This is a genomic window from Parajatrophihabitans canadensis (assembly GCF_053764775.1).
The window spans coordinates 3077579-3094675 of the sequence record NZ_CM132445.1; the positions used below are offsets into that span (position 1 = coordinate 3077579).

Annotated in this window: 17 protein-coding genes; 3 read left to right on the forward strand and 14 right to left on the reverse strand. The window is 63.3% G+C overall.

Annotation, left to right across the window (positions count from 1 at the left end; all coding sequences use genetic code 11):
- Positions 1–130 precede the first annotated feature (130 nt).
- From ACSMXN_RS14885 to ACSMXN_RS14910, 6 genes are all read right to left on the reverse strand, one after another.
- Positions 131–1267 carry a thiolase C-terminal domain-containing protein gene (locus ACSMXN_RS14885; protein WP_022913004.1) on the reverse strand — a complete coding sequence of 379 codons (1137 nt, stop codon included), beginning with the start codon at positions 1265–1267 and terminating at the stop codon, positions 131–133.
- On the reverse strand, positions 1264–1704 hold the full coding sequence (locus ACSMXN_RS14890) for an OB-fold domain-containing protein (RefSeq protein WP_022913003.1): 441 nt from the start codon (positions 1702–1704) through the stop codon (positions 1264–1266). The genes ACSMXN_RS14885 and ACSMXN_RS14890 overlap by 4 nt, the downstream gene beginning before the upstream one ends.
- A complete protein-coding gene (locus ACSMXN_RS14895) occupies positions 1704–2552 on the reverse strand; it encodes a MaoC family dehydratase (protein ID WP_022913002.1) in 849 nt (282 codons plus the stop codon). Before ACSMXN_RS14895 ends, ACSMXN_RS14890 begins: the two co-directional genes overlap by 1 nt.
- A 4-nt stretch (positions 2553–2556) precedes the next feature.
- A complete protein-coding gene (locus tag ACSMXN_RS14900; protein WP_022913001.1) occupies positions 2557–3489 on the reverse strand; it encodes an SDR family oxidoreductase in 933 nt (310 codons plus the stop codon).
- Positions 3490–3554: 65 nt separating this feature from the next.
- The gene (locus ACSMXN_RS14905; RefSeq protein ID WP_022913000.1) at positions 3555–4676 is read right to left on the reverse strand and encodes an acyl-CoA dehydrogenase family protein; all 1122 of its coding nucleotides are present in this window, start codon (positions 4674–4676) and stop codon (positions 3555–3557) included.
- A 114-nt stretch (positions 4677–4790) separates the two neighbouring features.
- On the reverse strand, positions 4791–5906 hold the full coding sequence (locus ACSMXN_RS14910) for an acyl-CoA dehydrogenase family protein (RefSeq protein ID WP_022912999.1): 1116 nt from the start codon (positions 5904–5906) through the stop codon (positions 4791–4793).
- A 388-nt stretch (positions 5907–6294) separates the two neighbouring features.
- On the opposite strand from ACSMXN_RS14910, the gene ACSMXN_RS14915 reads away from it, so the two are divergent.
- Positions 6295–7281 carry a VOC family protein gene (locus ACSMXN_RS14915; protein WP_022912998.1) on the forward strand — a complete coding sequence of 329 codons (987 nt, stop codon included), beginning with the start codon at positions 6295–6297 and terminating at the stop codon, positions 7279–7281.
- On the opposite strand, the gene ACSMXN_RS14920 is transcribed toward ACSMXN_RS14915, so the two are convergent.
- The 6 genes from ACSMXN_RS14920 to ACSMXN_RS14945 all read right to left on the reverse strand — a co-directional run bounded on the left by ACSMXN_RS14920 (position 7241) and on the right by ACSMXN_RS14945 (position 11820).
- The gene (locus ACSMXN_RS14920; protein WP_022912997.1) at positions 7241–8098 is read right to left on the reverse strand and encodes a VOC family protein; all 858 of its coding nucleotides are present in this window, start codon (positions 8096–8098) and stop codon (positions 7241–7243) included. The two genes, ACSMXN_RS14915 and ACSMXN_RS14920, sit on opposite strands and share 41 nt — an antisense overlap.
- Before the next feature lie 13 nt (positions 8099–8111).
- Positions 8112–8861 carry an enoyl-CoA hydratase-related protein gene (locus ACSMXN_RS14925; protein WP_022912996.1) on the reverse strand — a complete coding sequence of 250 codons (750 nt, stop codon included), beginning with the start codon at positions 8859–8861 and terminating at the stop codon, positions 8112–8114.
- Positions 8858–9349: a pyridoxamine 5'-phosphate oxidase family protein gene (locus ACSMXN_RS14930; protein WP_022912995.1), complete on the reverse strand. Its 492-nt coding sequence runs from the start codon at positions 9347–9349 to the stop codon at positions 8858–8860. The genes ACSMXN_RS14925 and ACSMXN_RS14930 overlap by 4 nt, the downstream gene beginning before the upstream one ends.
- Positions 9350–9421: 72 nt before the next feature.
- Positions 9422–10153: an SDR family oxidoreductase gene (locus ACSMXN_RS14935; protein WP_022912994.1), complete on the reverse strand. Its 732-nt coding sequence runs from the start codon at positions 10151–10153 to the stop codon at positions 9422–9424.
- Positions 10154–10169: 16 nt separating this feature from the next.
- On the reverse strand, positions 10170–10646 hold the full coding sequence (locus ACSMXN_RS14940) for an OB-fold domain-containing protein (RefSeq protein WP_022912993.1): 477 nt from the start codon (positions 10644–10646) through the stop codon (positions 10170–10172).
- Position 10647: 1 nt separating this feature from the next.
- Entirely contained in the window at positions 10648–11820 is a 1173-nt protein-coding gene (locus ACSMXN_RS14945; RefSeq protein ID WP_022912992.1) for a thiolase C-terminal domain-containing protein, read from the reverse strand.
- Between the two features lie 168 nt (positions 11821–11988).
- Between ACSMXN_RS14945 and ACSMXN_RS14950 the strand changes: the two genes are divergently transcribed.
- Positions 11989–12783, forward strand: coding sequence for an enoyl-CoA hydratase-related protein (locus ACSMXN_RS14950; RefSeq protein WP_022912991.1), 795 nt, complete (start codon positions 11989–11991; stop codon positions 12781–12783).
- Positions 12784–12797: 14 nt separating this feature from the next.
- Here ACSMXN_RS14950 and ACSMXN_RS14955 read toward each other — a convergent pair whose 3' ends face one another.
- Complete coding sequence (locus ACSMXN_RS14955; protein WP_022912990.1) at positions 12798–14987, reverse strand: acyl-CoA dehydrogenase; 2190 nt, start codon at positions 14985–14987, stop codon at positions 12798–12800.
- Between the two features lie 204 nt (positions 14988–15191).
- Between ACSMXN_RS14955 and ACSMXN_RS14960 the strand changes: the two genes are divergently transcribed.
- Positions 15192–16229 carry a DUF2889 domain-containing protein gene (locus tag ACSMXN_RS14960; RefSeq protein ID WP_022912989.1) on the forward strand — a complete coding sequence of 346 codons (1038 nt, stop codon included), beginning with the start codon at positions 15192–15194 and terminating at the stop codon, positions 16227–16229.
- 33 nt (positions 16230–16262) lie between these two features.
- On the opposite strand, the gene ACSMXN_RS14965 is transcribed toward ACSMXN_RS14960, so the two are convergent.
- Entirely contained in the window at positions 16263–17057 is a 795-nt protein-coding gene (locus tag ACSMXN_RS14965) for an SDR family oxidoreductase (protein ID WP_022912988.1), read from the reverse strand.
- Positions 17058–17097 lie beyond the last annotated feature (40 nt).

The following is a 17097-nucleotide window of genomic DNA, read 5'->3' on the forward strand; positions in this document are numbered from 1 at the left end:
AGGTCTCGAGCAGTTGTCGAATCCTCGAAGACCAGCTGAGCCGCCGCGCTGCTAGACACCGTACAAGAGGTTGCGACAGACGTACAGGCAGGGCGGCGATGAATCGAATCAGCTTGCGGGTCGGCCCTGGTCAGGCAGCGCCGAGGACGAGGGTGCCTGCCGTGCTGAACATGCCCCCCACACCCTGAACCAGACTCGTCCGCACGCCCTCGACCTGGACGGCAGCGTCCCCGCGCAGCTGCCGCACGGCCTCCTGGATCGCAAACATCCCGTACATGCCGGTGTGGGTATAGAGCAGCCCACCACCGTTGGTATTCATCGGCAGCGAACCGCCGGGAAGGGTATGCCCGGCGGCGATGAATGCCGCGGCCTCCCCCTTGCCTACGAAGCCCAGGTCTTCGAGCCCGTAAAGAGGCAAGTGGGCGTAGGCGTCATACACCATCAGATGGTCGATATCGGCGGTGCTCAATTCTGCCTCTGCCAACGCCTCCGCCGAAGCCTGCCGAAATGCCCGAAAGCTCGTCAAGTCCTCCATCATCGACGGCCCGGGACCTTCAGCGGCCTCACCAGAGCCCAGAATGCGCACGGGCGGAAACTCGAGGTCAAGATCGGCCGCTCGCTCCGCCGAGGTAAGGACGAGGGCGCCCCCGCCGTCGGTGAGCGGACAGCACTCCAACACGTGAAAAGGCCACGCGATCAAACGGGAGGCCAGCACGTCATCGACGGTGAGCAACTTGTCTCGGAAGGAACGCGCATTCTGCGACGCCCATGCCGACTGGGCAGCCGGTACGACAGCAAGCGCTTCTTCGCCCAGGCCGTAGCGCCGCAGATAGGCCAGCACCGGCAAGGTGAAGGAGGAGAACGTCCCTGACAAGCCATACGGTTGTTCGAACTGGCCAACCGCACTCGAGGGGTTGCGGACCATCGGTGCGGTGCCGACGCGTGAGCGACCGGACTGGCCGTGCGTGATCACGACTACGTTGGCTGCGCCGGAACGAATTGCCGCAACGGCATGGCGCACGTGCAGCATGTAGGAGCAACCTCCGACGACCGTCCCATCCAGCCATCGAGCGTTTATCCCGAGATAGTGCTGCAACTCGGGAATGGGCAGCGTGCCGGCGATCCCGTCCACGTCGGCAACCGCCAAGCCCGCCTGAGCGAGTGCTGCGATGGCCGGTTTGGCCGCCAGGCTCAGCGCCGATTCCTCCGGCACGATGCCGATCTTCTCCGATTCGGCGGCTCCGACGATCACCACGTCGCCACTCATGATCGGATCCCGGGCGCGACGCCGGCTGGACGAAACTGGGGAAGGCTCAGATCGCCGCGGTCTTCGAACGTGACCTCCAGCGGCATGCCGAGTGTGAGGCCCGCTGGTTCGGCCGCAACCCCGACCAGATTCGAGGTCAGCCTTGGCCCCTCTTCGAGCTTCACGAAGGCGATCACGTACGGCGTCTCGTCCTCATACCCTGGGGCGGGCGTGTAGTTGATGATGTATGACTCCAAGCTCGCCCGTCCGCTTGCCCTGATCCAGGAGATGTTCGTCGACCCGGTGAACGGACTGATCGAACGTGGATACCAGAACACCTGATCGGTATCGTCGCAGTGCGGTAGCCACAACTCATGCGCCTTGGCCTTTTCCCAGTAGAAGGCGGTTTCGGGCGTCGGTACGGGCAGCAACTTCTGTGACGTGCGCTGATCGGCCACTAAGCCGGCCCCAGCTCGGCTCGACCATGCGTGAGAACTGTGACACCGGAACTCGACTCGGTCGTGAACAGGGCTTGGTCCCCGTCCTTCCAGATTGACGTTCGAAGAGTCTCGCCGGGATATACCGGAGCGGAGAATCGCGCGCTGACCGAGCGCAGCCGGGCCGGGTCAGACTCGGCCACTCCGTGCAGCAAAGCCCGGCCGGCGAAGCCGAACGTGCACAGGCCGTGCAGGATGGGTCGTTCAAATCCACCACGCGCTGCAAACGTAGGGTCGGAATGCAACGGATTCCGGTCGCCGGAGAGTCGGTAGAGCAACGCCTGCCAGGGCACCGTCAACTGGTCTTTCACGATGTCTGGTTCGCGCGCCGGCAGCGCCCAGTCGGTAGCCGGACCGCGATCACCGCCGAAGCCGCCCTCGCCCCTGATGAATGATCCACCAGTGGTCTCGGCGAGCAACTTACCGTCGGCGTCGGTGATCTGCGAACTTCGCGTGACCAACGCCCCGCTGCCCTTGTCGTAGATCCCGTCGATGCGGGTGGTTACGAATCCGGTGCCTGCAACCGGAAAGGGACCGGTTAGCCGAATGGATTGCTGGGCCTGCACCAGCCTACTGAAATCGACCGTACCGAAGGGCAAGCGTGGCCCACCTGCACCGAGCACCACCGGAAAAGTCGGTAGCACGGCCTGTTCGACGCCATCGGAATTTTCGGTCGTGAACTGCAGTTCGTCCCGCACGTCCTCAGCGCCTGCGCCCACACCGATCGCATAGAGGAGCGTCCGAGTTGAATCCCACGACACTGGAAAGGGATCAGTTGCCGAACCGACGGCATCGAGATCCACTGGCATGGAGTCAGTCCCGTCCGGGACCGTAAGGGTGGGACTTGCCGGCGGTAAAGTTAGGCTTCGCCTGGGCAATGACCGCAGGCAATTCCGCGTCGATGAGATCGAAGGACAGCGGCCCGTCATGTTCGAACGACGGGCCGATCCGCCATCCCTCGGCTACCCCGACATAGCCGCCGGCCACGCTGAAGACCCGACCTGTCACATCCTTTGAATTCACGCTCCCGAGCCAGACCACGAACGGCGAAACATGTTGTGACGCCAATGGATCGAAACCTTCCGCGACCTCGATCGAGGTTCCGGTCGTACCGAGCAGCCTGGTCTTGGCCACCGGTGCGATCGCATTTGCCGTTACACCGTAACGAGCGAGTTCCATCGCTGCCACCAGCGTGAAGGTCGCGATACCAGCTTTGGCCGCACCATAGTTGGCTTGACCGAAGTTGCCGAAAAGGCCGCTGCCCGAGGTGGTGTTGATGACCCGGCCGGCGACCGGGTGACCCACCTTCGACTCGTCTCGCCAATATCGCCCAGCAGCTTGGGTAGTCGCGAACGTCCCACGGAGGTGGACCTTGAGTACGTTGTCGAAATCGTCCAAGCTCATGTTCAGAAGCGTCTTGTCGCGTAGATTGCCAGCATTGTTGACAAGAACATCGATAGTCCCGAAGGTGTCGATAGCTTGGCGAACCACAGCCTCAGCTCCGTCACCGTCGGAGATGTCATTGCCATTTGCTACTGCGTCGCCGCCCTCGGAACGGATTAATTCGACCACCTCTTCAGCTGGCCCGATCGAGGATCCGCTGCCATCGCCGGCCGTGCCGAGATCGTTCACTACGACGGCCGCGCCCGCTCGCGCAAACGCCAGCGCGTGCTCCCGGCCGATCCCCCGACCGGCCCCGGTGATGGCGACCACCCGACCAGCCAGCGGCCCCGTTGAATTCGACATCTACTCGTAGTCCTCTCGGTGGCGCTGTCAGGTCGTCAGCCGGTCATTCGTAAGCAGTCTGTCAGTCAGGCACTGACCAAGCCGAGTTCGATCGCAAGTCGCGCACGATGCTCAGCCGCAGTCCCGAACAGATACTCCAAGCTCTTGGCACGGCGCAGGTAAAGGTGCGCGACATGCTCCCAGGTGTACCCGATACCGCCGAGCACCTGGATAAGCGTTTCGGCAACTCTCGGCCCGGAATCTGAGGCGTAAGCCTTGACCACCGAGGACACTTCACCAAAGGTCTCCGGTGATTGTCCTGCCGCGGTATACACCGCCGCCCGCATCTGCTCCACGGTCGCGAGGCTCTCGGCCAGCAGATGCTTGATCGCCTGGAATGAGCCGATCGGCCGGCCGAATTGTTCGCGGGTCAGGGCATAGTCCACCGCGATCTCCAGTGCCCGGCTCGCGACTCCCAGCAGCTCCGCCGATGCGGCGATGGCGCCGAAATCGAGCGTCGCGGCCAGCCCGCCGCGGAAATCATCGTCAATGCATTCGGCAGGGGTGTCGCTGAACTCGATCTTCGATTGGCGCCGCGTCAAGTCCAGCGGTGTCAATGCGCTCACGCTCACACCGGGCGCACCTCGTTCGACGAGGAAGAGACCGACGCGGCCGTCCTCCAACTCCGCCGTCACCAACAGGAGGTCGGCCGCGTGACCGTCGAACACGCGCGTCTTCACGCCGCTGATCCGCCAGCTCGAGTCGCGCTGTACGGCCTTGGTCGCCGCAGCCCTTTCATCGGACTGCTCGTCCAGCGCCAGCGTGGCGATCGTGCTGCCGTCAGCCAGAGCCGAGAGCGTCGATGCGACCAGGGCACTGCGCTGCTGGCCCGATTCCGGCCGCGCGTTCAGCAACGCCCAGGTAGCCAGGACTGAACTCGCGAAGAACGGCGAGGAAAGGAGCGTGCGTCCGGACTCCTCGAGTACGACAGCCGCCTCGATCGGAGAAAAACCCTGCCCGCCGTATTCCTCCGGTACCAGCAGGCCCGGCAATTCGAGTTGGTCCGACAGCTGCTTCCAGACCTCGGGGTCATAGCCAAGGTCATCCGGGATCAACCGTCTGACCTCAGCCTCTGATGAGCGCAGCTCGAGAAATGCCCGAACACTGCGTCGGAACTCTTCGCGCTCACTCTGCGATGTCGCCTGCATGTCTGTTTCCTCCGAGTACTGGCAAGCCGCGTTGAGCCGCGACCGGCTGAGTGGAAAGGCGCCCGGGAATTCACACCTGCCAACGGGCTGCGGGTGATTCCCTGACGGGATCGATCAGTCTCGAGGCAAGCCCAGGACTCGTTCGGCCAGGATGTTGCGAACAATCTGCGACGTCCCGGCGGCGATCGTCTGGGCTCGAGCACCAAGGTAGGCCACCGCGGCCTCGGAGCTATTCGAGACGCCATCGATTCCGTCGAGATCCAGCACGGTCGATGACAACCGTTGTGCCGCCTCGCTCCACGCCAGCTTGATGACGGACTGCTCTGCGCCAGGTTGTTCACCGGCAACCAGTCGCGCCAGCATCTCCTGACTCAACATGCCGACCACGCGGCTCTCGACATAGTGGCGGACGAGCTTGTCGACCTGATCCGGTGTCAGCGGTTTGCTGCGTTTGGCGGCGGCGTTCTCGTCGATCAGCTGGCGGACGCTCTTTTCGAAGCGGGCCGCAAAAACCGCGACGCCCGAGCGCTCATGTCCCAGCGTCGTGCGGGTGACCGTCCAGCCGTCGTTGAGCGGGCCGAGCAAGTTCTGCGCCGGAACGCGCACATCGGTGAAGAAGACCTCTGCAAATTCGGCGCCGCCGCTGATCTGGCGGATCGCGCGGACCTCGACACCAGGGGTCTTCAAGTCCACCAGCAGTACCGAGATGCCTTTGTGTTTGGGGGCATCTGGGTCGGTGCGGACGAGAAGTTCCATATTCGTGGCGCGGGTGCCATTCGACGTCCAGATCTTCTGCCCGTTTACCACGAACTCGTCGCCATCGCGCACGGCGCGCGTGCGTAGCCCGGCCAGATCCGAACCCGCGCCAGGTTCGCTGAAACCCTGGCACCAGATCTCATCGGTGGAAAGGATCCGTGGCAGGTGCTTCTTCTGGTCTTCGGTACCCCACCGGGCCAGGGTCGGCCCGACGTTCTTGAGCCCGAGGGTGCCCGGCAATTGCGGCGACCCATTCTCATACAGCACGGCCTCAACTGCCAGCAATTCGGCAATGCCCAATCCCCGACCGCCGTTCTCGACCGCCCAGGCAGGTGCAGCCCAGCGTTCCTTGTCCAAGGTCCGTTGCCAGTCGAGGCGAGCTTCCCAGCTGTCGAAGTCCTCGGCCCATTTCTTCCTGAACGCCGGCATTTCGACATCAAGATAAGTCTGAAGCTCCTTCAGAAGCTGATCCATCGGGTCTCGTCTCCTTGAACGCCGGCTGCGGTATGCGCCAAGCACTTGTATCGGGAGGCACCCGATATGGCTACTGACCGCGCGGCACCGTTTCTGGCAAGCGAATGCTCCTACTGAAAGCCATACGGGATGCTACGTCTACTTCAAATCGGGCACAAGGAATGGTGATGTCGTAGCTGTCACTGCGCTGTAGCCGAGGACTGCGGCCGTCCCAAGGGGGCTTCTTAGCGAAGCTGGTTGCCGTTATCGTGAGGGGCGGGTGCTGACTACCCCTCCGGGTGAGCGCCAGCTGCCAGTTCGCGAGTGCCCTCAGGACACCTACAGATGATCTGAGCTAGCCGTTCGATCCAAAAATTCGGAAAGATTCGAGAGACCAGAGGCGCGCATCATGACCGACCCGAGCCCCGCACTCCAGAGCTTCATCGAGCCAGGCTATTTTCACCGAATCGGCATCGCCGCCGCCGCCGGAAACACCTTGGGTCCGTGGCTGGTCTCTGTGCTCGGCGCCAGGCCGCTCCGCGGCGGGTCCTTCCAGTTACACGGACTACCGATGCACGAGGATCAGCATCACGAAGATGATCAACAGCAACGCCCGTCCGCCGATCAAAGCGATGGCGATTCTGCGGCCGAATCCAGTTTGTTCTGGCTGGCGAACGCACCGATTGCGATCTTCACCGATCAGGGCGAAGAAGGGCCTTTGACACACTACGTGAACAGATACGGTCCGGGACTACATTCGGTCGCCTGGACGATCGATGACATCTGGAAAATCGAGAATGTACTGCGGCAACGAGGCGTCGGGATCACCGGGACCGATATACCTGGCCGGCATTTCTTCATGCACCCACGAGATTCGGCGGGCGTCCTCATCGAATGGACCGACACCGCGTTTACCCGCGATCCGCGAGACGGCCACTCGACCCAACCGGTAGCTGACCCCCTCATCAAGGTCGAGGCCGTCACGTGGCTGACGGCGGTCGTGAAGGACGCCAGCAAGAGTGCCGAGGTGCTCGGCTCGATGATGACGGTGCGCCGGGTGGACGGAAATCCCTGCGGACCGTCCGATGATGAAGAGACGATCGATCTCGGTATCGGAGACATGGTGGTCAGGCTGGTTTCGCCCCGATCAGACCGCAGTCGCTACGCCGCAGCATTGGCGGCCAACGGGCCGCGCTTTAACTCGTTCTGCCTGGGCGTCAGCGATTTAGACCAAACCATTGAGTCGCTGGCCGCGGCTGGAATCGCGATAGCCGACCGTGATGGGCACCGTGCCTGGACCGACCCGGCCTCGACTCTAGGCCTCACCTTCGAATGGACCGACACCTACGCGCCGATCAGCCATCCCTCGGATCATCCGGTAGGCGCGCTTCGCTGAACTGGTAGAGCGCACCGAAGTTGTCCTGCGGATCGAGGGCGAGCATGTCCGAGGTATCGCCCGCCGCGGTAGCCAATCCGTGCTCGGTGAAATGATCCCGGACCGCTGAAACATCGTTGACCCGAAAGTTCAGCGAGCGGATTCGCGGGCCATACCTGTCGATGAATGCAGCGACGGGGCTGGCATCGCCGTCGGGTTCGACGAGCTCGATCATCAAGTCCTGCGCCCAAATTCCGACAGCAGTGCCGACACCGGAAAGCTTGCGGCGGTACACCTCCTCGCTGCCGGTTAGGGTGCGAACGAAACTGCTCACCGCGTCTACATCACGCACGGCGATACCCATGGCGTTCAGCCGATCCAGTCCGAGGGGGCCGTCACGCCACGGGGCATCGGACCAGCCCGGGATCAGCCTAGGATCGTTGTTCATCTCGAAGGGGCAGATCTCGAACAGGATGCCGTGGCCGTCCTTCGGATGCGTCATGAAGAACGAATTTTCGCGATATGTAGTAATACGAACACCAAGCTCTTCGAAGATCGCCCTCGAACGCTCGAGGTCATCGACTTGAAATTCGAAGGAATGAAAGGACGGCCCGTACTTGGCAAGTGAGCTGCCGAGCAAGCTCAGATCGTCGCGCGGGGCGAAGATCTCGATCGGGGTCTGCCCGATGACGAGCAGCGAGGCGTCGCGACGCTCGCCTTCGTCGTAGCTGTCCATGTACTGCACAGCCGAGAAGACTTCTCGGTAAAAGGCATTCGCCTCGTGGAATGGGCGCAGCAACTGGTTGATGTGATTGGTTCGTTCAATTGACAAAGGCATTTCGTGGTGCTCCTTACCGGCCGGTCCATCGTGGCGGGCGACGCTCGAAAAAAGCGGTGTTGCCCTCGATCCGGTCCTCGCTCGCCATGATCGTGTCCAACGCCGCCGAAGTGGCGACCCAGCCGAGCTCATCGGCGCTGACGTACATCTGGGCAACGGCGTGCAGGCTCTGCTGCACCGATACCGGCGCGTTCAGACAGATTCGCTCGGCCAGCACGAGGGCGGCTTGCAGGCTCCCTCCCGGCGGCGTCACGTCATTGACGAAACCCAGTGAGAAGGCTCGCTCGGCGGTCAACGGTTGACCGGTCAGTACCAGCTGCTTGGCAACGTTGAGCGGCAGGGCTCTGGGGCCACGGAACAGGCCGCCACAGGTCGGGATCACACCGATCGTCACCTCAGGCAGCCCGAACGTTGCCGTTTCGGCTGCTACCACGAGGTCACAGGCCAGGGCGATCTCCATCCCGCCGCCCAACGCCGGACCTTCGACCGCGGCGATCAGAGGTTTACGCCGCTGGCGGCTGATGATTCCGTACGAACCGCCACGCGCGGTCGGTTCTCCTGGCCCGACTTTGATGTCCGTCCCAGCGGAGAAGTAGCTCGTCCCGCCGGTGATGATGCCCACCCATAGGTCCTGATCGTCATCGAGCAGATTCAGCGCGTCATCGATACCGCGGGTCAGTTCGGCGTCGATGGCATTACGCTTGGCCGGTCGATCCAGCGTGATGAGCAGGACGTGTTCGCGGCGCTCTTGCCGGACGCTCACGTCGTTCTGGCAGCGCGCGCAGCAGCTGCGGCCGCGAACTTACGGAAGTCCCAACTCGTGACCTTGGCCGGCGTGAGACGAAGCCAGGCATGGTTTGCGTCGTAGGTCATCGCCGCGCCGCCAGAATATTTCGCCGACCACAGCGCTTCAACGGGCTCCAACTCGGCAGAATCACCACCGACTCTCGGCACATCGCCAACCACCACGACGCTGCCGCGAAGCTCGACTCCGCGTAGCTCGCCGTACGCCTCGCCACCGTCGATGACCGCCGCGATACGCGGATCGCGTTCGAGATCGCGCCAGCGCTGGCTCTTGACCACCGAGTGCAGCCACAATGAGGTTCCATCCCAGACGAACCACAACGGCGACACATGCGGACCGTCGATGGTCACACTGGCTACCCGGCAGACGCGTTCTTGGCCAAGGAAGTCATTCAGTTCGTTCTCATCCATGGCGATGCTGCGGCCACGCCTTTGGGTCTGGCTCATTCAGATCTACCTCCGCAGGTTGGGTCATGCCCCCGATATCTATCGACGCCTATCGGCGAAGATGCGGCGGGCTCATCGAATCGTCGCACCACCGTCAACGAATAGTGTCTGCCCTGTGACCCATTCCGCCTCTTCACTGCAGAAATATCGAATGGCACCGTACAGGTCACGACTGGTTCCGAACCGCTTGATTGCATTGCCCGCGACGACCTGGTCGGCGTTGTCGACGGTCGTCTTGGCGCCTTCGAACGCCGAGATGCCCGGTGCCACGCAATTGACGGTGATGCCGTATTCGCCAACTTCGCCGGCCATACCTCGGGTCATGTCGTTCACCGCCTTCTTGGACAACCCGTAGACGCTGCCGCCATCACGCGAGGCCATTGAGGAGATGTTCACGATGCGGCCGTAGCCGTTTTCGCGCATCAGCGGCACCGCAGCTTGATAGCACCGAAGGGTGCCGTCGACGTTGACCGCCCAGCCTGCGCGCCACACCTCTGGGTTGAGGTCCAGCAAACCACGATCGAGGCGCCAGAGCCCGGCGTTGTTGATCAGGATGTCTAGCCTTCCGAACTCCTGTTTCGTTCGGGCCATCAGTGCGGCAACGCTAGCCGCGTCCGTCACGTCGACCTGCGCCCCGACGCAGGTTGCTCCCGTGGCGGCTATCGCGTCAACGGCGCGCACCGGCTCGTTGAGGTCGGCGAGGACGACGTTCGCGCCGTCCTGAGCAAAGTAGCTCGCATAGTCGCGGCCGAGACCGCGAGCCGAACCAGTGACAATCGCCACCCGGCCGTCGAAGAGACCCATGGATGCCGGTCGGTTTCTATTCGGCGTCGGTCAAGCGCCACTGTGGCACGGCGAGGCCGCCGCCGAGGGCCACGAACTCGACCGAGACTGCCTTGCCGACTTGGAGACTCTCCCGAGTCGCTTCGACGACCTGGCTCAGGATTCGAACAGGATCGCCGTCGAGCCCGTCGAGCTCGATGACGCTCATGTTGTAGACCTCCTGGCCCGGGATCGGTACGTTGTCGGCCCACATGTAGGTGTAGACCCGGCCCTGCCCGGACACCGGTGTCCAGGTCCACTCCATCGAGTGGCAGGCGAAACAGACCTCGTTCGGCGGCCACCTGAAGACGCCGCAGGCGTCACATCGTTGGACGGTCAGAACGCCCTCGCCCGCCGCTCGCCAGTAACCCTCGGTCATCGGACTCCACGAGTCGGACTGTCCAATTCCCCATCCAAACCCTGGCAGCCGGGCGATTGCGTCGGCCAGTTCGTCCTGAGTATTCAACGCGGTCACGTCAGCCCTTCCTGAGCAACATCGCCCCGCTGGGGGCGGGAGAGGCACCGCAGACAACGAGAGCAACCTCGGCGCCCGCTATCTGGGTGGTCGAGGTTCCGCGCATCTGCCGCGTCCCCTCGATCACATGGGTCATGCCGTGCAGGTACACCTCGGCGAGGTTGCCGCCGTGGGTGTTGACCGGCATCGAGCCGTTCGAACGAATGTTGCCCTCGGCCACAAATGGACCCGACTCGCCCTTGGGCGCGAGTTGAAAGTCTTCCAATCCCATCAGCACCATCGGGGTGAAATGGTCATAGATTTCGGCGACGTCGACGTCTTTCGGACCGATACCGGCGTTGGCGTACAGCTGTCTTGCGATGGTGTTCTGACCGGCCGAGGTGAAATCCTGGGCGGACATGTTGTAGCCGCCGAAGGTGCCGCCACCCCACCGCCGAGGCGCACCCATGGCTACCGCGGAAAGGTAGACCGGTGGTTGCTTGAGATCTCGGGCGCGCTCGGCCGAGGTGATGATGACGCACGCTCCGCCGTCGGATTCAAGGCAGCAATCGAGCAGGTGGATCGGGTCGGCTATCAACCGGGAATTGTGATGATCATCCACGGTGATTGGCGTCCGGAACCTGGCGAGCGGATTGTTCGCGGCGTTGAGCCGAGCGTTGATGGCGACCTCGGCGAAGTGATCCGTGGTCGTACCGAATTCGGCCATGTGTCGGCGGGCCTGCAGCGCGAAGGCCTGAGCAGGCGTGGCTATTGCCGGAAACTGTGGGATGACCGTCGTCCGGCCGCTACCGCCGAAGCGTGCCGTCGGAGGCTGGGTGATCCCCCGGGTCACGGCAACGTAGTTTGCCTGTCCGGTTGCTACCGCCATCGCCGCGCAGAGGTACGCAGAGCCCATACCGCCGCCGCCGGCACGCATCGGACCCATCGCGGCGAACCGGAAGTCCGGCGCCCCGAGAGCGAATGCCAGCTGTCCGGCGTCTGCCTCGTCTTGGGAGTAAGTCGCATAGCCGTCGATGTCGGCGGGTGAGATACCTGCATCAACGCAGGCGTTCTTGATCGCCTCGACGACCAATGCGAAGGTGCCACCCGCGGCAAACTCACCGCGCCGACCGAATTTCGTGTGACCGAAGCCCGCGATGGCCGCCTTGTCGCGCAGCCAACTTCCCTCTGACATGCTGGTCCCTTCGATGGGTTGATCAACAGGATTCTCGAGCCGCAAATGCTGTAAACGTCGACCGAACCGGGTCGTCGTGGGCTCAGGACGCCGTATAGGACCGTACCGACGGAGCGTGCGATCTTGCAAGCGTCACTTTCGAAATCGTCGACCAGAGGAGAGAATCGGATGCCGGAGCCGCAGGGCGACATCACATACAGCGTTTTGCGGGGCGTGGCGACGATCACGCTCAACCGCCCGAAGCGCAGAAATGCTTTCACGCTCGACATGGTCGACCAGTGGGCGCAATACCTGCACGACGCGGGTGCTGATCCTGCCGTGGGCGCCGTCATCACCACGGGTGCCGGGGGCGCGTTCTGCTCGGGCATAGACCTCGAGGCCCTCGGCGCGATAGAGCCGACCGCGCTGGCTCGCCGCACGATGCTCACCGAGCATATCCACCGGGTGGCCTTGACGCTGGATCAACTCGACAAACCGGTCATCGCCGCTGTGCACGGCGCCGCGGTCGGCGCCGGAATGGATATGGCGTTGATGTGCGATATGAGATTCGTCGGGGAATCAGCCTATTTCACCGAACAATATGTCCGCATCGGAGTGGTCCCGGGTGACGGTGGGTGCTACTACCTACCGCGAATCGTCGGCCCGGCCAAGGCGCTGGAAATCCTGCTGTCGGCTGAGCCGGTCGCGGCCAGGGAGGCCCATCGGATCGGCTTGGCAAACCGTGTCTACCCAGATGCGGAATTGCTTGATCGCACTCAGGAATTCGCCGAGTCACTTGCTGCGCAGCCCCCCGTTGCGGTCAAGCTGATCAAGCGAACCATGTACCAGTCGATGGACACCGATCTGCGCACCGCACTCAGCCTGGCCGCCTCCCACATGGGGGTTGTCATGACGACGGCCGACCACGCGGAGGCGCTCGCCGCTTCTCGCAGCAAGCGCCCCGCGCGCTACACGGGTGAATAACCCGCCGGTTCGGCTTACCTGTTGAGGGAATCGCGAGGCAGGCCGAGGATCCGCTCGGCGATCACGTTGCGGGTGATCTCAGAAGTTCCACCTGCGATGCTGAGGCAGCGATCGAACAAGTACTCATAGCTGATCGCCTCCTCTTCACCGGTGATACCGGCCGCGCCCGCGATCCGCATGCCGAGCTCGGTGACCCGCTGGGCATGCTCGGCGGACAGTAACTTGGTCACGTTGCCCTCTGGGCCCGGGCCGGAGCCGGCAACAGCGCGCGAAACCTGACGCAGGTTGATCAGTCGCATTGCCTGTTCCTCGGCCACGAGCCTGGCCACCTCGCGACGGAGCTCATCGTCACCGGCGGCGTAACGCTCGCTCAGCGCCACCAGCTCCTCAGCAGAGACACCCTCTCGGGACCCGCCGCCGATGGTGACGCGCTCGTTGCCCAGCGTCGCGCGCGCCACCCGCCAGCCGTCGTTGACCTCGCCCACGACGTCGGCATCCGGCACGAAGACGTCGTCGAAGAAAACCTCGTTGAACATCGCGTTGCCGGTGATCTCGCGAAGCGGGCGGACTTCGACACCCTTGGCCTGCAGGTCGATGACCATGGCCGTGATGCCTTTGTGCTTGGCCGCAGTCGGATCGGTGCGGATCGTGGCCAGTCCCCGATTGCAATGCTGGGCACCGCTCGTCCAAACCTTCTGGCCTGAGACCTGCCAACCGCCTTCGACCCGAACGCCTTTTGTCTGCACGGCAGCCGCGTCCGAACCTGCGTTCGGCTCACTGAAGAGCTGGCACCACATCAGTTCGCCGGCCAGGCTGCGAGCTATCCAACGCTCGATCTGCTCGGGGTTGGCCGTCTGGGTGAGCGTGAGAAGCACCCAACCGCCGATACCCAACGACGGCAGTTCGACCTCACCGAGCTCCTCTTCGATCACGAGCTGCTCGACCGCTCTCGCCCCACGGCCGTACGGCTTCGCCCAGTGTGGTACGAGGTAACCGGTTGCGACGAGCAGCGCGCGGCGTTCCTCGGCCGGGGTCTGGCGGTACTTCTCCAGAAACGCAAGCGCCTCTGCACGATAGGATTCCGCCTCTGGCGGAAGCTCTACACCGTACTCGCGGCGGACCTGCTGGCTGGTCAGACCGAACAGGTCATCGGCTGCATTCCCTGACGAGTCGAGGAGTCCACGCAGTGCGCTGGCTCGGCGTAGGTAAAGGTGCGCATCATGTTCCCAGGTGAAGCCGATGCCGCCAAGCAACTGAATGCATTTCTGGGCATTCTCCTGATAGAACCGCGGCACCAGAGTTGCCGCTGCGGCGGCGGCCAGTTCGCCTTGACCACCATCGGTAGCGGCTCGCGCGGCATCCCAGCTCAGTGCCGTAGCCAACTCGACATTGACAAGCATGTTGGCCAGATGGTGCTTGATGGCTTGGAAGCTGCCGATGATCCTGCCGAACTGCTCACGAACCTTCGCATATTCCAACGCCATGTCCAGCGATCCCCTGCTGCCACCGGCAGCGTAAGCACTGACAGCACTGCGGAAAAGTGTCGTGGCAAATGAGGCGGCGCCGGTCAGCGTGACGGCTGCGGGCGCGTCGACACCATCGAGGCTGACCTTGGCCAGGCCGAGTGATGGATCGATGCCCGCGATGGGAGTCAGGGTCACGCCATCGTCCGCCGCCCCGATAACGACAACATCGTCACCAACGCGCAGCGTGAGGAGTTGCCCCCAGCGAGCGCCAAGAACCAGGCCTGCGTCACCGCTCAGCTTGCCTTGCGCATCCCGCGCCAGCGAACCGGTGATTCCAAAGGCGGCAACCGTCGACCCGTCGGCAAGCCCCGGAAGGACGCGAGCTCGTAAGGCATCATCGCCGCGTTCTGAGATGACTGCGGCTGCAACGACCGTGGGCAGCAGCGGGCCGGGTGCCGCGGCGTAGCCGAGCTCATCGAGAACCACCGCAAGTTCGGAGAGGCCATAGCCGGCTCCCCCATATTCTTCTGGCAGGTGCAGACCGAGCCAGCCCAGGTCGGCCATCTGCTTCCAGGCGCCCGGAACCGCACTGCTTGATGCGCTATGGCCTGACGACTTTGGGTCCGGGGCTGTTTCGTTCAGCAGCTCCCGGGACTGGGATCGCAGTTCGTGATCCGCGGCGAACTCCCGCACCACGTCTGCCAGTGCCTGGTGGTCTTCGGTTATGGCAAGTGCCATGAAATAGCCTCCTTGTCGGGTTCGCACACGATCGGCGCCCCGCTTTCGCGATAGTTAATCGAGCTTACTGGAACCCGTACTGTATGAGCCCGCGAAGTTTTGAACGCTCATTTATACACCGTCTAGCGTCGCAGGACGGGCGAGCGTCCGCAGTGGGAAGCATCACTGGTCGGTCAACGGGCCAGCAGCGTAACTTTCAGGTTTATGAGTCCGCTAACTATCGGGATCGACTCGGCGGGCCAGCAATTGCCGCCGCCGCCGAGCAATCCCGCCACGGCTACGCCAGCTCGCGTCAGCGAGTCTGTCAGGCGTACGAGCCACCTCAATGCCAGCTGGCCCGAAGGACGGGGCGGGCCGATGATGCTGCAAGGTGGCGCTCGGGATCTGGTGACCACCGCCAGCGGCACATCGATCGCGGCAGCCGCAACGATGACTGCGGCAATCGAGAACCGGATGGTCGTCTCGATGAGCGCGACGCCGGCCCACGCACACGCCGAGGTGCTTGTCGGAGCCAAGGGTGGCGGCGGCTTTCGGGCCCGGCTCAGAGCCGAGCTCGCCGAAGAGTTCGCTGCCGGGGCGCCGCTGTATTTCCTACTCGATGACGTGGCAGCCATGACGCTGATCGGTGGTTTCGCCTGGCATCTCTGGCCACTTCCGCCATCCGACCAAGGCGCCGACCGCAAGAATCTGGCAATTCGCGACATGGCCGATATCTGCTCGGGTTTCCGCTCCGACGGCGGTCCGATCGCCCGGCAGCGCGCTGGGGTCGTCATGGGGCACAACATTGCCGCGGCGGTGGACGTCGTCGACCGCCAAGACCCACTGAGCTGGCACGATGTTCCGCCGCCGGCACCTCAGACTCCTTGCATGCGCAGGCGTAGACGCGTCGATGTCCAAGCACACGGGGCCGAGTACCGAATCGACGCCATGTTCCGCGATGCGATGTGGAGCCCTGAGGGCGTCGAGACGGTTGTTCATGAATATGCCTTGGCCGCGACGGTCGACGCAGCGAGCATGATCCTCACTGACATCGAGGCGACCGCCAGGGTGCTGCCGTTCGCTGAGTGTCCGGCGGCCGCGGCGAACGTCACACGACTGATCGGCCAGCCGATGTCAAAGTTGCGCGACAGCGTCCTCGAGATCATCACGGGCACGTCCTGTTGCACGCATCTCAACGATATGCTCCGAGCGCTGGCCGAAGTACCCGTGCTCGCCGCCCACCTCGAGGCGAATGTCGCTTAACGCGTCCCGTTCGAGGTGGGCGCTTTTTCGGCTCTAGTCGTTACGGTCTTGAGCCCGAAGGATCTGCCCTGAATGACTCATCGCGTCGCCGGACTTCACCAGGTAAAGCACCGTGTTCACCGGGACGCTCATCGGCACCGCGGTCGACGGGTCGACAACCCCACGCGCGGCCATCCGATCAACCAACTCGGTACGGGTGAATCCCGGGTCGACGTTGACGATGGCGATGTGCTGCGCGCGGAGTTCCGGGGCCAGTGCATTGGACAGCCTGTTCAACGCCGCCTTGCTCGCCGCATAGGCAAGGCGCTCCCCGCCCAGCACGCCACCCTCGCCACTGACTTCGGCAAGGGGCACCAGATCACCAGCGCCAGAGGTCATGTTGATGATCAGCCCTCCCCCGTCGCTTTCCAGAGCGGTCTTCTGCAGGACAGGCAGCGCGGCTTTCATCAATTGCAACGGACCGTGCAGGTTCGTCTCGAACTGCCGTCGCCATTCATCGACATCGAGCTCGCCAAGTGTTGGGACGCCACCGGAGGTGTCCGCGGCATTGTTGATCAGGACGTCCAGGCCGCCAAACTCTGCCACCGTGGCCGACACCAATTTTTCGATGTCCTCAGGTACCCGGACGTCCATCTGAACAGCGAGTGCCTTGCCGCCGGCAGCCTCTACCGCAGCGACCGTCTCCGCGACGCTGCCGCTGAGTTTGGCGTGCGGGGTGACCGTGCGCGCGGCGACAACGACGTTGAAGCCGAGCCGACCAAGTTCGATCGCGATTTGCTTACCGATCCCCCGGCTGGCCCCAGTAACAATTGCAGTTTTTGAGCTCATCTGAGATCCCCTAAGGACAGCAACGGAAATGACTTTTCGT

Excerpts from the sequence above, each read along its gene's own strand:
- ACSMXN_RS14965 (WP_022912988.1), bottom strand. The coding sequence starts at position 17,057 with ATGAGCTCAAAAACTGCAATTGTTACTGGGGCCAGCCGGGGGATCGGT.
- ACSMXN_RS14915 (WP_022912998.1), top strand. The coding sequence starts at position 6,295 with ATGACCGACCCGAGCCCCGCACTCCAGAGCTTCATCGAGCCAGGCTAT.
- ACSMXN_RS14920 (WP_022912997.1), bottom strand. The coding sequence starts at position 8,098 with ATGCCTTTGTCAATTGAACGAACCAATCACATCAACCAGTTGCTGCGC.
- ACSMXN_RS14930 (WP_022912995.1), bottom strand. The coding sequence starts at position 9,349 with ATGAGCCAGACCCAAAGGCGTGGCCGCAGCATCGCCATGGATGAGAAC.
- ACSMXN_RS14955 (WP_022912990.1), bottom strand. The coding sequence starts at position 14,987 with ATGGCACTTGCCATAACCGAAGACCACCAGGCACTGGCAGACGTGGTG.
- ACSMXN_RS14885 (WP_022913004.1), bottom strand. The coding sequence starts at position 1,267 with ATGAGTGGCGACGTGGTGATCGTCGGAGCCGCCGAATCGGAGAAGATC.
- ACSMXN_RS14935 (WP_022912994.1), bottom strand. The coding sequence starts at position 10,153 with ATGGGTCTCTTCGACGGCCGGGTGGCGATTGTCACTGGTTCGGCTCGC.
- ACSMXN_RS14905 (WP_022913000.1), bottom strand. The coding sequence starts at position 4,676 with ATGCAGGCGACATCGCAGAGTGAGCGCGAAGAGTTCCGACGCAGTGTT.
- ACSMXN_RS14945 (WP_022912992.1), bottom strand. The coding sequence starts at position 11,820 with ATGTCAGAGGGAAGTTGGCTGCGCGACAAGGCGGCCATCGCGGGCTTC.
- ACSMXN_RS14895 (WP_022913002.1), bottom strand. The coding sequence starts at position 2,552 with ATGCCAGTGGATCTCGATGCCGTCGGTTCGGCAACTGATCCCTTTCCA.
- ACSMXN_RS14910 (WP_022912999.1), bottom strand. The coding sequence starts at position 5,906 with ATGGATCAGCTTCTGAAGGAGCTTCAGACTTATCTTGATGTCGAAATG.
- ACSMXN_RS14900 (WP_022913001.1), bottom strand. The coding sequence starts at position 3,489 with ATGTCGAATTCAACGGGGCCGCTGGCTGGTCGGGTGGTCGCCATCACC.
- ACSMXN_RS14960 (WP_022912989.1), top strand. The coding sequence starts at position 15,192 with ATGAGTCCGCTAACTATCGGGATCGACTCGGCGGGCCAGCAATTGCCG.
- ACSMXN_RS14950 (WP_022912991.1), top strand. The coding sequence starts at position 11,989 with ATGCCGGAGCCGCAGGGCGACATCACATACAGCGTTTTGCGGGGCGTG.